Raw genomic sequence first — 13,702 nt, 5'->3', positions numbered from 1 at the left:
TCACACCAGCCGAGTTCGAACAGCAACTGATCACATCACATACGCTGTCACTCGTCGCATGAAACCCGGTGACCACTCCCGGGGATCAACCTCACTGCACGCACTGGCCCAGGTGCGCGGTCTCGTCGTCGATGGGGTGCTGAGCATTCCGCAGGGCAGGCCGTCCCCACTCGAAGCTTTCGCAGAAGCCGTCACGCTCGCCGAAGCACCCGCACACGGCACCAAGCCACTGTTCGTCTTCGACGAGGGGCGGGACGAACGTGACAGCTACGAAGCGCCCTGATGGTGCAATGGCGGTTCGGCCACACTCACAGGTGCGACCTGGGATCGGGCACGATGACCGCTTCAGAGCGCCCGGCCCCGCCCGGTCGATGGCGGCACGGCCATCCATGAGGGCGCCGAGGCCGAGCAGCGCCAGGCGCTGGCGGACCAAGGCGGCAGAAGATCACTCCATGCCCCCGGCCGCAAGGTGACAGACCATCAGAAAGAGCGTCATCTCAGCCTCGAGACGACCTGCCGCCGTCCGCGCCGATACGGCTGACGTTCACACATCGTCCCAGCGCGAAGTCATGAAACGCCAGGTCAGCGTCGTTCGTGAGGCATACGACGCGCTTCACGTCATGCACTTCGGAAAACAGGTCGAGCACCGCCGATCACACCTGAAGAACCCGAGAAAACCGCAGGTCAGAGACCCTTTTGGGCAGGCTCAAGAATCGCCACGCACTCCACGTGCGACGTCATCGGAAACAGATCGAACGCCCGCAGCGTCCGCACCCGGTACCCGCCCTCCCGGAAGTACCCCAGGTCGCGGGCCAGCGCAGCGGGATCGCAGGCGACGTAGGCGATGCGGCGGGCGTCGAGGGAGCAGAGGTGGGCGACCGTGCTGCGGCCGGCGCCGGCCCGCGGCGGGTCCAGGACGATCAGGTCGACCTCGGTGATGCCGGTGCGCGGCAGGACCGACTCGACCTTGCCCTGTTCGATGCGGACACGCGGGAAGTCCGCGAGGTTGTGGCGCGCGTCCTCCACCGCACGCTTTCCGGACTCGATGCCGAGGACCGCGCCCTTCTCGCCGAGGCGGTCGGCCAGCGCCCCCGCGAACAACCCCACTCCGCAGTAGAGGTCCAGGGCCATCTCGCCCTTGCGCGGGAGGAGGCCCTGCATGACCGCCGTCACCAGGGTGTCCGCCGCCTTCGGGTGGACCTGCCAGAAGCCGCCGTTGCCGACGCGGTGGGTACGGCCGTCCGCACGCTCGCGGACGAAGGGGCGGCCGTGGACCCGGTGTACGCCTCCGGACCTCTCGTCGACGCGGAGGACCGAGACCGGCTTGTCCAGTTCGACGAGCGGGAGGCGGGCGCCGGGACGCGGTGTGAGGATCACCTGGCGGTCCTGCGAGCCCGTCGCCGCGATCGCCTCGACCGCCTCCATGCCGGTCCAGTCCCGCCGCTCGATGCCCAGCTCGCTGACGCCCTCCGCCGCGATCATGCAGTGGTCGATGCGTTCGATCTCATGGGAGCGGTGGCGGCGCAGGCCCGCGTGGCCCTCGGTGTCGACGGCGTACTGCACGCGCGTGCGCCACTGTGGGACCTGGCCGGCCGGCAGCTTGTCGCCCTCGGCCGGCATCACCGTGCCGTCCCAGCCGGCCTCCTCGGGCGTGAGGCCCGCGAGCCGCTTGAGCTGTTCGGCGATCACCTCGCCCTTGAGGCGGCGCTGGGCGCCCGGCTTGGCGTGCTGCCAGTCGCAGCCGCCGCAGCGGCCGGGGCCCGCGAAGGGGCAGGGTGCCTCGATGCGGTCCTTGGACGCCTCCAGGATCTCCACCGCGTCCGCGCGCAGGAAGCGGGCTCCGTCCTCGCCCTCGGTCACCTTCGCCACCACTCGCTCGCCCGGCAGCGCGTGCCGGACGAACAGCACCTGGCCCTCGGCCGTGCGGGCGATGCAGTGGCCGCCGTGGGCGACGGGGCCGATCTCGACCTCGTACTCCTCCCCGACCAGCGACTTCTTCGGTTCTGCCTGCATGGCGGGGTGACTCCAGATCGGAAACGGGAAACGGCCGGACAACAGCCCACCAGTCTACGTGGCTGTCATCCGGCCGCTCACCACAGGCCGGGCCCCGGGCTCAGCGCCCGGGGCTCAGCACCCGGGGCTCAGGACCCGGACCTCGGTCTCACTCCTTGGCCGCCGACGGCTGCTTCGGCCGCTCCGCCGCCGGACCGCGCCGCACCGCACCCGGTGCGCTCCACTCCTGCCGCTTGCGGGCACGGGCCCGCGCCACCTCGGAGGACGCCAGCTGGTAGGGCACGGAGGTGACCATCACGCCGGGGGTGAACAGCAGGCGGCCCTTCAGGCGCAGGGCGCTCTGGTTGTGCAGCAGATGCTCGTACCAGTGGCCGACCACGTACTCGGGGATGATCACGGAGACCGCGTCGCGCGGCGACTCCTTGCGCAGGCTCTTGACGTACTCGATCACCGGCCGGGTGATCTCGCGGTACGGCGAGTCCAGGACCTTCAGCGGTACGTCGATGCCGCGCCGCTCCCACTCCTCGCGCAGCGCCTTCGTCTCGGCCGGGTCGACGTTGACCGTCAGCGCCTCCAGGGTGTCCGAGCGCATCAGCTTGGCGTAGGCCAGGGCGCGGAGCGTCGGGCGGTGGATCTTGGAGATCAGGACGACGGAGTGGACCCGGGACGGGCGGACCAGGTCGTCGTCCGGCTCCTCGGGGGCCGAGAGCTCGTCGGCCACGCCGTCGTAGTGCCTGCGGATGGCGGTCATGGTCGCGTAGAAGAGGCACATGCCGAGCAGGGCCACCCAGGCGCCGTGCGTGAACTTCGTGACCAGGACGACGACCAGCACCAGACCCGTGAAGAAGGCGCCGAAGGCGTTGATCGCGCGCGAGCGCATCATGCGGCGGCGCACCGCCGGGTCGGTCTCGACCGCCAGGTGGCGGTTCCAGTGCCTGACCATGCCGGTCTGGCTGAGCGTGAAGGACACGAACACGCCGACGATGTACAGCTGGATCAGACGGGTGGAGTCCGCGCCGTAGATGACCGTCAGCAGGGTCGCGGCCCCCGCGAGCAGCACGATGCCGTTGGAGAACGCCAGGCGGTCACCGCGGGTGTGCAGCTGGCGCGGGAGGTAGCGGTCCTGGGCGAGGATCGAGCCGAGCAGCGGGAAGCCGTTGTACGCCGTGTTCGCCGCCAGGAACAGGACGAGCGCCGTGGCCGCCGCCAGGACGACGAACAGGAAGCTGCCCTTGCCGAAGACGGCCTCGGCGACCTGGGAGATCACCGGGTTCTGGACATAGCCGGAGCCGAGCGGGTGGCCGTTGTGGATGAGGTCGGTGGCCGGGTTCTCGGCCATGCGGACCTTGGTCGACATGGCGAGCGCGATGATGCCGCAGAACATGGTGACGGCCAGCAGGCCCATCATCGCCAGCGTGGTCGCCGCGTTCTTCGACTTGGGCTTGCGGAAGGCCGGCACGCCGTTGGAGATCGCCTCCACGCCGGTCAGCGCGGCACAGCCGGAGGAGAAGGCGCGCAGCAGCAGGAAGACGAGCGCGAAGCCGGCCAGGCCCTGGTGCTCGGCCCTGATGTGGTAGTCCGCGGTCGGCGCACGCATGGTGTCGCCGAGGACCAGGCCCCGTACGACACCCCACGCGATCATGATGAAGACGCCGCCGACGAACACGTACGTCGGGATCGCGAAGAGCTTGCCGGACTCCTTCACGCCGCGCAGGTTCATCAGCGTGAGCAGCACGATCACGGCGACCGCGCACAGCACCTTGTGCTGGACCACGAAGGGGATCGCGGAGCCGAGGTTCTCGATGCCGGAGGCGATGGAGACGGCGACGGTGAGGACGTAGTCCACGAGCAGGGCGCTGGCCACGGTCAGGCCCGCCTTGGGGCCCAGGTTCGTGGTGGCGACCTCGTAGTCGCCGCCACCGCTCGGGTAGGCATGCACATTCTGCCGGTAGGAGGCGACCACGGTGAACATCAGCACCACGACCGCGACGGCGATCCACGGGCTGAAGTGGTACGCCGACACGCCCGCGATGGACAGGACCAGGAGAACCTCCCCCGGCGCGTAGGCGACGGAGGACAGCGGGTCGGAGGCGAAGACGGGGAGTGCGATGCGCTTCGGCAGGAGCGTTTCGCCCAGCCGGTCACTGCGCAGTGCGCGCCCGATCAGGATCCGTTTGGGCACGTCGGTCAGTTTGGACACGACAGAGGATCGTAGGCCTTCGAACAGGCAGCCGCCCACCCGGTGTCCGAGATCTGCCTCACGAGTGAATTCAGGGGCGCACTGAACTGCGGATTCCGTGGTCCGCGCGCTCCCCGTGCCTAGATGGCAAATCCCGCACGTCGTCGCACCTCGGAGGACTCATGCCCGCCACCGCGGAGCTCATCGGGGCGACCGTCGCCCTTCTCGGCCTCGGAATCCTGACCCTGTGCAGCGTGCGCAGCATCACGCGCCGGCCCCCGCCCCCGCTGATCGCGGACACCGATCCCTGTACAGGGGGGTGCCAACCGCCCTGCGCTCGTGTGTAGCTTTGGGCCTCGGTCTGAGAACCTGTTAAGGCCAAGTCAATAACCTCGAGAGAACGTCTTGACATCGGAAGGACGGTCGTGCACATCGTCATCATGGGCTGCGGGAGAGTGGGTTCCGCTCTCGCCCAGACCCTGGAGCAACAGGGCCATACGGTCGCCGTGATCGACCAGGACCCGACCGCCTTCCGTCGGCTGGGCCCGGGCTTCGGGGGCCGCCGGGTCACCGGTGTCGGCTTCGACCAGGACACGCTGCGCGAGGCGGGCATCGAGGAGGCCGGCGCCTTCGCCGCCGTCTCCAGCGGTGACAACTCCAACATCATCTCCGCACGCGTGGCCCGAGAGATGTTCGGCGTGGAGAACGTGGCCGCCCGTATCTACGACCCGCGCCGCGCCGAGGTCTACCAGCGCCTCGGCATCCCCACCGTGGCCACGGTGCGCTGGACCGCCGACCAGATGCTGCGCCGGCTGCTGCCCTCCGGCGCCGAGCCGCTGTGGCGCGACCCCACCGGCGGGGTACAGCTCGCCGAGGTGCACGCCTCCCCGAAGTGGGTCGGGCACAAGATCAGCAAGCTGCAGGAGGAGACGGGCGTCCGGGTGGCGTTCCTGACCCGCCTCGGCGAAGCGATCCTGCCGACCTCGCAGACGGTGCTGCAGGAGGGCGACCTCGTGCATGTGATGATGCGGTCGGACGACGTCGAGAAGGTCGAGGCGGCGTTCGCCCAGGGCCCGGAAGAGGAGAGCGGTCACTGATGAGGGTCGCCATTGCCGGAGCCGGCGCCGTCGGCCGCTCGATCGCGGGCGAGCTGCTGGAGAACGGCCACGAGGTCCTGCTGATCGACAAGGCCCCGACCGCCATCTCGGTGGAGCGGGTGCCCCAGGCGGAGTGGCTGCTGGCGGACGCCTGCGAGATCACGTCCCTGGACGAGGCGGCGCTGCAGCGCTGCAACGTCGTCATCGCCGCGACCGGCGACGACAAGGTCAACCTGGTCGTCTCGCTGCTCGCCAAGACGGAGTACGGCGTCCCGCGCGTCGTAGCCCGTGTCAACAACCCGAAGAACGAGTGGCTGTTCAACGAGGCCTGGGGCGTGGACGTGGCCGTCTCCACCCCGCGCCTGATGTCCGCCCTGGTCGAGGAGGCGGTCTCGGTCGGCGATCTGGTCCGGCTGCTTCGCTTCAGCCACGGCGACGCCAACCTCGTCGAGCTGACCCTGCCCGAGGAGTCGGCGCTGGCCGGCACCCAGGTGGGCGACGTCCAGTGGCCCGAGGACACCTCCCTGGTCACGATCATCCGTGGCACCCGCGTGCTGACCCCGTCCAAGGAGGACTCCCTGGAGCCGGGCGACGAACTCCTCTTCGTGGCCGCCCAGGCCCGTGAGGAGCAGCTGGAGGAGCTGCTGTCGGTACGGCGCGAGGACACCTCGAGCTAGCCGAGGCGCCGCCGCGCCGAAGGGCCGGCCGGTTCGCGCGCTGCCGTGCCGAGGGCCCGGGGATCACCGGATCCACCGGGCCCTCGGCATGCGGGCACGCGGGGCCTCCGCCGACGCCGGTGCCGCGGCACCGGACACCGCCGGGCGAGCGGTCCCGGGAGTCCCGGGGAACCACACGGTAGGCGCCGACCGAGGCCATCGCGGCGGCATCCGGGTCCCGGTTCCGGCCGGTCGTCCACGGCTCCCGCCGGGTCCCCGGGCGCTCCGGGTCACGGGCCCACCAGCGGGGCGCGGTACGCCCGCCGTCCCGGGAACAGAGGTCGGGTCCGGCGGCCGCAGAGCAGGTGTGCGGCGCACCCTCGGGTCATGTGCGGCGGCACCGCCCCGGGCGGGCGGTGCCGTCGTCGTACGCAGGCTGCCGTCGCGGCGAGGACGCCGAAGGCCGGCCCCGTGCACCGCGCTCGCAGGCCGGCCCCCGATCAGCCGACTGTCACCAAAGTCATGACCGAGTACACCTAGGCCCCCCGGCGGTGGCGTCCCCCGGTCGCCTCGCCGCCCTCGGCGGCCAGCGCGGCCTGGCGCTCCTTCTCGGCCTTCTCCTCGGCCTCCATCTCGGCGAAGACGTCGATGGGCGTGGGGGCCTTCGCGAGGAAGACCCAGGTGAGCCAGACCGCCAGCAGGAACGGCGGGATCTTCAGGGCGACCAGGACCCAGCCGAGCTTGGTGGTGTCGGACCACCAGTAGAGCGGGAAGAGGATCGCGCACTTGGCCAGCAGGATCAGCCCCCAGGCCCAACTGGCCTTGGTGTAGGCCTTCTTGCGGCCGGGGTTGCGGGTGCGCCAGGAGAGGTTCTCCTTGAAGACCGGCCCGAGGATGAGACCCATCAGGGGCACCCCGGCGAGAGCCGTGACGATGTACGCCAGCGCCAGGCCCAGCGTGTAGAGCATGCCGGGCAGATAGAAGTTCTTGGCGTTTCCGGTGAACATCGCGAACGCGACACCGAAGGCCACTCCGAACACGCCGCTGAAGGCGTGCTTGACGGTGTCCTTCATCGCGAGCCGGACCACGACCAGGACCAGGGCCACGACCAGCGCGGCGATCGCCGACACGTGCAGGTTCTTGTCGACCGTGAAGATCGCCACGAAGAGCAGGCCCGGCACGACCGTCTCGACCATGCCGCGGACACCGCCGAACGCATCGAACAGCGCGGCCTCGGTCACCGCACGGGCGTCCTCCGACGGGTTCTGGTCGGTGCCTTCGGTCGGCTTGTCGAGGGACGTCACCGGCTACTCCCGTCCGAGGGGTCGCAGTTCGTATTTCGGGTTGAAGAGCACCCGGCGGCCTCGGCTCATCGAGATCCGGCCCGATGCGATCAGCTTGCGCCCCGGTTCTATGCCCACGATGGAGCGCCTGCCGAGCCACACCACGTCCAGCGCGGCGGAGCCGTCGAACAGCTCGGCCTCCAGGGCGGGGACCCCGGCGCGCGGTCGCAAGGTGACCGTGCGCAAGGTACCAGTTACGGTGACGATCTGCCGGTCGTGGCAGTCGCCGATCCTGGTACAGCCCGCCGTCTCGGCATCCTCACGCAGTTCCTCGGACTCCAGGTCCTCCTGCGACGAGGAAAGCCGGTCGAGCATGCGCCGGAACCGGCCGGCCGGCTTTTCGGAACGAGGAACAGCACTCATACCTGAAGCGTACCGGGGCCCACCGACGGCGCCGTAGCCAAGCTCACTTCACCCCCCGGCCCACTTCACCACCCGGCCCACTTCACCCGCTCACTTCTCGAACCGGTAGCCCATCCCCGGCTCGGTGATGAAGTGCTTCGGGTGCGAGGGGTCCGTCTCCAGCTTCCGGCGCAGCTGGGCCATGTACACCCGCAGGTAGTTGGTCTCCGTGCCGTACGACGGCCCCCACACCTCCTGCAGCAGCTGCTTCTGGCTGACCAGGCGGCCGGTGTTGCGGACCAGCACCTCCAGCAGGTGCCACTCGGTCGGGGTGAGGCGGACGTCCTTGCCGGCGCGGTTGACCTTCTTGGCGGCCAGGTCGACCGTGAAGCCCTCGGTCTCGACGGTCGTCAGGTCGTCCTCGCCGGGCCCGACCGGCTCGGCCCGGCGTACGGCGGCCCGCAGCCGGGCCAGCAGCTCGTCCATGCCGAAGGGCTTGGTGACGTAGTCGTCGGCGCCCGCGTCCAGCGCCTCGACCTTCTCGTCCGAGGAGTGCCGGGCGGACAGGACCAGGATGGGCACCCGGGTCCAGCCGCGCAGACCCCTGATCACCTCGACGCCGTCCATGTCGGGCAGACCCAGGTCGAGCACCACCACGTCGGGGTGCCGGGAGGCGACGAGTTCCAGGGCGGTACGGCCGTCGGGCGCCGCGTCGACCTCGTACTTGCGTGCCTTGAGGTTGATCACGAGGGCGCGCACGATCTGCGGCTCGTCGTCGACCACGAGCACCCGGGTCATAGAGTCGTCTGCCTTTCTGGTTCCGCGAGGTCCCGGGCCGTTGCGAGGGACTCGGGACGCGATCCTGCCGGGCGGAGGCTGAGAACCATGGTGAGTCCGCCGCCCGGCGTGTCCTCGGCGTTGAGGGTGCCGCCCATGGCCTCCGCGAAGCCCCGGGCGACCGCGAGGCCGAGCCCGACCCCGGCGCCGCGCGGGGCGTCGCCGTACCGCTGGAACGGCTCGAATATCCGGTCCTTGGCCTCGTCCGGCACGCCCGGCCCGCGGTCCACCACCCGTACCTCGACCCGGTCGGCTATGGCGCTGGCGGAGACCAGCACGGGCCGGCCCCTCGGGCTGTACTTGACGGCGTTCTCCACCAGGTTGGCCACGGACCGCTCCAGCAGCCCGGGGTCGACCTCGACCATCGGCAGGCTCTCGGGCACGTCCAGTTCGACGCTGCCCTCCGGGACGCCCCCGAGCGCCATCGGCACGACCTCGTCCACGTCGATCTCGCGGATCAGCGGGGTGACCGTGCCGGTCTGCAGACGGGACATGTCGAGGAGGTTGCCGACGAGGTGGTCCAGCCGGTCGGCGCCCTCCTCAATGCCCTGCAGCAGCTCCGCTCGGTCCTCCTCGGACCAGTCCACGTCGTCGGAGCGCAGACTCGACACCGCCGCCTTGATGCCGGCCAGCGGGGTGCGCAGGTCGTGGCTGACGGCGGCGAGCAGCGCGGTACGGATGCGGTTGCCCTCGGCGAGCGCGCGGGCCCGGTCGGCCTCCTCCTGCAGGCGCCGGCGGTCCAGGGCGACGGCGGCCTGCGCGGCGAAGGCGGCGAGCACCCGGCGGTCCTCGGCGGGCAGCACCCGTCCGGTGAGCGCGAGCGCCATGTGGTCGCCGACGGGCATGTCGACGTCGGCGTCCTCGGGCCGCTCCAGCGGGCGCCCGAATCCGGCCCGCCCGGCGCAGGTCCACGGCTCGACGTCGCTCGCCCGCTCCAGCAGCGCGGCCGACTCCATCGCGAAGGTCTCCCGGACCCGTTCCAGCAGCTCCTCCAGGCTGGTCTCGCCGCGCAGCACGTTCCCGGCGAGGAAGGAGAGTATCTCCGACTCGGCGCGCAGCCGGGCGGCCTGGTGGGTGCGCCGGGCGGCGAGGTCCACCACCGAGGCGACGGACATGCCGACGCCGAAGAAGATCGCGATGGCGACGATGTTCTTGGGGTCGGCGATGGTCAGCCGGTGCAGGGGCGGGGTGTAGAAGTAGTTCAGCAGCAGCGAGCCGAAGGCCGCCGAGGCGAGTGCGGGCAGCAGGCCGCCGAGCAGCGCCGCCGCGACGGTGACGGACAGGAACAGCAGCATGTCGTTGGCGAGGCCGAGGTCGACGGTGTTGAGCAGCACCGCGAGGACCGCCGGGCCCACCAGGCCCACCGCCCAGCCCCAGATGATCCGGGCCCGCCCGAGCCGTCCGCCCCGGGCCACGGGCAGTCCGCGGCCCTTGGCGACCTCCTCGTGGGTGACGATGTGGACGTCGAGGTCGGGGCCCGAGTCCCGGGCGACCGTGGCGCCGACGCCCGGCCCGAAGACGTACTGCCAGGCCTTGCGGCGCGAGGAGCCCAGCACGATCTGGGTGGCGTTCACGCCGCGTGCGAAGTCCAGCAGGGCGGCCGGTATGTCGTCGCCGACGACGTGGTGGAAGGTGCCGCCCAGGTCCTCCACGAGGGTGCGCTGTACGGCCAGTTCCTTCGGGGAGGCCGAGGTCAGCCCGTCGCTGCGGGCTATGTACACGGCGAGCACCTCACCGCCGGCGCCCTTCTCCGCGAGCCGGGCGGCGCGCCGGATCAGGGTGCGCCCCTCGGGACCGCCGGTCAGGCCGACCACGATCCGCTCGCGAGAGCCCCAGATCTTGGAGACCCGGTGCTCGCTGCGGTAGGCGGTCAGGTACTCGTCGACCCGGTCCGCCACCCACAGCAGCGCCAGCTCGCGCAGGGCGGTGAGGTTTCCGGGGCGGAAGTAGTTGGACAGGGCCGCGTCGACCTTGTCCGGCTGGTAGATGTTCCCGTGCGCCATCCGGCGGCGCAGCGCCTCCGGCGACATGTCGACCAGTTCGATCTGGTCGGCCCGCCGTACCACCTCGTCCGGGACCGTCTCGCGCTGCCGCACGCCCGTGATCGACTCGACCACGTCGCCGAGTGACTCCAGGTGCTGGATGTTGACGGTCGAGACGACGTCGATGCCCGCGGCGAGCAGTTCCTCCACGTCCTGCCAGCGCTTGGCGTTGCGGGAGCCGGGAATGTTGGTGTGGGCGAGTTCGTCCACCAGGGCGACGGCCGGAGCCCGGCGCAGCACGGCGTCGACGTCCATCTCGCCGAAGCGGGTGCCCCGGTACTCCAACTCCCTGCGCGGCACCGGCTCCAGGCCGTGCAGCATCACCTCCGTGCGCGGCCGGTCGTGGTGCTCCACGAAGCCCACGACACAGTCGGTGCCCCGCTCCACCCGGCGGTGCGCCTCGGACAGCATCGCGTAGGTCTTGCCCACGCCCGGTGCCGCACCGAGGTAGATCCGAAGCTTGCCGCGTGCCATGGCTCCATTCTCTTCCCGTGACTGCCGCCTACGCAGCGTCGACCTTACGGCCAACAATCACGACAAAAGACCCCGTGAGCCGGGCTGCGGCCAACTTTGACGCAACCCTGATGGCGCCTCGAAGGGGCGCGGGGCCGTGTCGGACATGCGGCTACCGCCCGTGGGCGCGGGCACCACAACGAACCCGCACCCGGAAACGGAGAACGCCCCGACGACGGGACCCCGCACAACGGGCCGCGCCCCTCAAAGGCACGGCCCGTGTATCTCTGCTGAACCCGGCGGAGCGCCTAGCGGACCTCGGTGATCTCCGGACCGCGCTGCAGCTGCCCCATCCCGCCGGAGAAGCGCGAGCCCTCCTCCTGCTGGACGCCCTCGGGCACCATCTGCGCGTCGTTCGGCAGCTTCAGGACGATCGGGTCGCGGGGCGCCATCGGACCCTCGCCGCGCACCACGACCGTGTCGCGGAAGATCTGCTCCAGCAGCCCGGCGGCCTGCGGCTGCACCGCGCCCTGGCCGGAGATCACACCACGCAGGAACCAGCGCGGGCCGTCGACTCCGACGAACCGCACGACCTGGAAGCCGCCGGTTCCGTCCGGCAGCTGCACCGGCACCTGGGCGCGCAGTTCCCACCCGAGCGGGCCCTCGACCTCGTCGACGATGCCACCCTGCTGGGTGATGCCGCCCGCGATCTCGTCGCGGACCTCGCCCCAGATGCCCTCGCGCTTGGGCGCGGCGAAAGCCTGGAGCTGGATGGCGCTGTCCCGCAGCACGACGGTGGCGGCGACGATCGCGTCACCGGCGACCTCGACCCGGAGCTCCATGCCGTCGACGCCCGGTACGAACAGTCCGCCGAGGTCCACACGGCCCTCGGCCGGGTCACGCACCTCACCGCTGTCCCACGGCCCGTCGGGCCGGGGCCCGGGCTCCAGCCGGACGCGCTCGCGCTCGGCCTCTTCTTCCTCGTCCGCCTCGGTGTCGACGCTGTCGACGACCTGCTCGGCCTCGCCGGCCGCGTCCTCGGCGGCACCCTTCTTGTTGCGACGTCCGAACACGTCACTGTCCTTCCCGGTCGGATACGACCGAAGCGTATCGATTCCCACCCGTCGGACCGCCATCGGCGGCCTGACCGCTTGTGCCGCTCTCGTCGCCCACCGCGGCATGGCCACCGGTGGACCCGAAGCCCCCTTCGGCCCGCGCCGAGTCGGGAAGCTCCGCGACCTCCTGGAAGCGGACCCTCTCGACCTGCTGGACGACCAGTTGGGCAATCCGGTCGAAGCGCTCGAACCGCACGCTCTCGCGCGGGTCGAGATTCACCACGATCACCTTGATCTCCCCACGGTACCCGGCATCAACCGTCCCTGGGGCATTCACGAGGGCGACACCGCAGCGAGCGGCGAGACCGGAGCGCGGGTGCACGAAGGCCGCGTACCCCTCGGGCAGGGCGATCGACACACCCGTGGGGAGCACGGCCCGTTCCCCCGGCCCCAGCTCGCACGGCTCGGTGGTGCGCAGATCGGCTCCGGCGTCCCCCGGATGCTCGTACGCCGGAAGTGGTACGTCGGGGTCGACACGCCGGAGCAGCACGTTCAGGTGGCCACGGCTCACGGGTTCACCTCGAAGGCGCGGGCACGCCGGACCTGGTCCGGGTCGCTCATGGCGGCCCGGATCTCCTCCTTGCGGCCGTGGTCGACGAAGTGGTCGACCTTGACCTCGATGAAGAGGGCCTCGGCCCGGACCGCGAGGGGGCCGTCGGGACCGCCGATGCGTCCGGTGGCGGCGGAGTAGATCTTCCGACCGGCGACGGCGGCGACCTCGGCCTCCAGGTACAGCGTGGTGCCGACGGGCACGGGCCGCACGAAGTCGGTCTCCAGCCGGCCGGTGACGGCGATGGTCCGCAGCAGCCAGTTCAGCGAGCCGAGGGTCTCGTCGAGGGCCGTGGCCAGCACCCCGCCGTGCGCGAGGCCCGGGGCGCCCTGGTGGGCGGGCTGGACGGTGAACTCGGCGGTCAGCGAGACACCCTCGCCGGCCCGCGCCTCCAGGTGCAGTCCGTGCGACTGCCCGGGGCCACAGCCGAAACAGTGTTCGTAGTGGGCGCCGAGAAGTTCTCCGGGCGCGGGCGCGTCGGGGTGCCGTACCGGTTTCACCGCGTCGGCAGGAGGCTGAAGGCTTGCGGAACTACCACTCACAGCCGCAGACCTTACCCGCGCGTCCGGGGGTTGCGGATCCCGTGCCAAGCTTGGCTCCATGCAGCTCTCCGCCACCCCCTACGAAGAACGCCTCACCGCCCCCCGCTCGTGGTGGCTGATCAGCTTCCTCGTGGGCGTCTCCTTCGCCCTGATCCTGCTCCCGTTCGGCACCCTGCCGCTGCTCGGCGGCCTGGTCGGCGGTACGGCAGCGGCGTCGGTGGTCGCGAGCGCCTACGGCTCGCCGCGCATCCGGGTCGTGGGCGACCAGCTGATCGCGGGCGAGGCGAAGATCCCGGTGTCGGCGCTGGGCGACTCGGAGGTGCTGGACGCGGAGGAGGCCCGCGCCTGGCGGACGTACAAGGCCGACACCCGCGCCTTCCTGCTGCTGCGCGCCTACATCCCCACGGCGCTGCGGGTGGAGGTCACCGACCCCGAGGACCCGACGCCGTACCTGTACCTGTCGACGCGGGAGCCGGAGCGGCTGGCGGCGGCGATCGAGGCCGCGCGCAGCACGAACGCCTGACGGCGCTCGC

Annotated in this window: 12 protein-coding genes and 1 pseudogene; 4 read left to right on the top strand and 9 right to left on the bottom strand. The window is 71.0% G+C overall.

Annotation, left to right across the window (positions count from 1 at the left end; all coding sequences use genetic code 11):
- Window positions 1–283 (top strand): annotated as a pseudogene (locus tag ACFYZB_RS29065) (hypothetical protein); the annotation flags it as partial.
- A gap of 401 nt (window positions 284–684) precedes the next feature.
- Here ACFYZB_RS29065 and ACFYZB_RS29060 read toward each other — a convergent pair.
- Entirely contained in the window at window positions 685–2,013 is a 1,329-nt protein-coding gene (locus tag ACFYZB_RS29060; RefSeq protein ID WP_388763685.1) for a class I SAM-dependent RNA methyltransferase, read from the bottom strand.
- A 148-nt stretch (window positions 2,014–2,161) separates the two neighbouring features.
- Window positions 2,162–4,213, bottom strand: a complete 2,052-nt coding sequence (locus tag ACFYZB_RS29055) for an APC family permease (protein WP_388763683.1) — start codon at window positions 4,211–4,213, stop codon at window positions 2,162–2,164.
- 404 nt (window positions 4,214–4,617) lie between these two features.
- Between ACFYZB_RS29055 and ACFYZB_RS29050 the strand changes: the two genes are divergently transcribed.
- Window positions 4,618–5,289: a TrkA family potassium uptake protein gene (locus ACFYZB_RS29050; protein WP_055704256.1), complete on the top strand. Its 672-nt coding sequence runs from the start codon at window positions 4,618–4,620 to the stop codon at window positions 5,287–5,289.
- Window positions 5,289–5,966 (top strand): TrkA family potassium uptake protein, encoded by a 678-nt coding sequence (locus ACFYZB_RS29045; RefSeq protein ID WP_153543699.1) that lies wholly within the window; start codon window positions 5,289–5,291, stop codon window positions 5,964–5,966. The genes ACFYZB_RS29050 and ACFYZB_RS29045 overlap by 1 nt, the downstream gene beginning before the upstream one ends.
- A 515-nt stretch (window positions 5,967–6,481) precedes the next feature.
- Here the strand turns inward: ACFYZB_RS29045 and ACFYZB_RS29040 are convergent.
- The 7 genes from ACFYZB_RS29040 to ACFYZB_RS29010 form a co-directional block, all read right to left on the bottom strand.
- The gene (locus ACFYZB_RS29040) at window positions 6,482–7,249 is read right to left on the bottom strand and encodes a DUF3159 domain-containing protein (RefSeq protein ID WP_388763680.1); all 768 of its coding nucleotides are present in this window, start codon (window positions 7,247–7,249) and stop codon (window positions 6,482–6,484) included.
- Between the two features lie 3 nt (window positions 7,250–7,252).
- Window positions 7,253–7,651 (bottom strand): OB-fold nucleic acid binding domain-containing protein, encoded by a 399-nt coding sequence (locus ACFYZB_RS29035; protein WP_079048543.1) that lies wholly within the window; start codon window positions 7,649–7,651, stop codon window positions 7,253–7,255.
- Window positions 7,652–7,741: 90 nt separating this feature from the next.
- Window positions 7,742–8,428, bottom strand: a complete 687-nt coding sequence (locus tag ACFYZB_RS29030) for a response regulator (protein ID WP_388763678.1) — start codon at window positions 8,426–8,428, stop codon at window positions 7,742–7,744.
- Window positions 8,425–10,983 (bottom strand): ATP-binding protein, encoded by a 2,559-nt coding sequence (locus ACFYZB_RS29025; protein ID WP_388763677.1) that lies wholly within the window; start codon window positions 10,981–10,983, stop codon window positions 8,425–8,427. Before ACFYZB_RS29025 ends, ACFYZB_RS29030 begins: the two co-directional genes overlap by 4 nt.
- Window positions 10,984–11,270: 287 nt before the next feature.
- The gene (locus ACFYZB_RS29020; RefSeq protein WP_351208937.1) at window positions 11,271–12,035 is read right to left on the bottom strand and encodes a DUF3710 domain-containing protein; all 765 of its coding nucleotides are present in this window, start codon (window positions 12,033–12,035) and stop codon (window positions 11,271–11,273) included.
- A 1-nt stretch (window position 12,036) separates the two neighbouring features.
- On the bottom strand, window positions 12,037–12,588 hold the full coding sequence (dut, locus tag ACFYZB_RS29015) for a dUTP diphosphatase (protein WP_351208938.1): 552 nt from the start codon (window positions 12,586–12,588) through the stop codon (window positions 12,037–12,039).
- Window positions 12,585–13,169, bottom strand: coding sequence for a PaaI family thioesterase (locus ACFYZB_RS29010; protein WP_351208939.1), 585 nt, complete (start codon window positions 13,167–13,169; stop codon window positions 12,585–12,587). Before ACFYZB_RS29010 ends, dut begins: the two co-directional genes overlap by 4 nt.
- A 58-nt stretch (window positions 13,170–13,227) precedes the next feature.
- On the opposite strand from ACFYZB_RS29010, the gene ACFYZB_RS29005 reads away from it, so the two are divergent.
- The gene (locus ACFYZB_RS29005) at window positions 13,228–13,692 is read left to right on the top strand and encodes a DUF3093 domain-containing protein (RefSeq protein ID WP_388763674.1); all 465 of its coding nucleotides are present in this window, start codon (window positions 13,228–13,230) and stop codon (window positions 13,690–13,692) included.
- Window positions 13,693–13,702 lie beyond the last annotated feature (10 nt).

The sequence above is a fragment of the Streptomyces sp. NPDC001852 genome (assembly GCF_042891825.1).
Lineage (GTDB): Bacteria > Actinomycetota > Actinomycetes > Streptomycetales > Streptomycetaceae > Streptomyces.
This window is presented reverse-complemented; position numbering and strand designations above follow the sequence as displayed.

Excerpts from the sequence above, each read along its gene's own strand:
- ACFYZB_RS29060 (WP_388763685.1), bottom strand. The coding sequence starts at position 2,013 with ATGCAGGCAGAACCGAAGAAGTCGCTGGTCGGGGAGGAGTACGAGGTC.
- ACFYZB_RS29045 (WP_153543699.1), top strand. The coding sequence starts at position 5,289 with ATGAGGGTCGCCATTGCCGGAGCCGGCGCCGTCGGCCGCTCGATCGCG.
- ACFYZB_RS29035 (WP_079048543.1), bottom strand. The coding sequence starts at position 7,651 with ATGAGTGCTGTTCCTCGTTCCGAAAAGCCGGCCGGCCGGTTCCGGCGC.
- ACFYZB_RS29030 (WP_388763678.1), bottom strand. The coding sequence starts at position 8,428 with ATGACCCGGGTGCTCGTGGTCGACGACGAGCCGCAGATCGTGCGCGCC.
- ACFYZB_RS29025 (WP_388763677.1), bottom strand. The coding sequence starts at position 10,983 with ATGGCACGCGGCAAGCTTCGGATCTACCTCGGTGCGGCACCGGGCGTG.
- ACFYZB_RS29005 (WP_388763674.1), top strand. The coding sequence starts at position 13,228 with ATGCAGCTCTCCGCCACCCCCTACGAAGAACGCCTCACCGCCCCCCGC.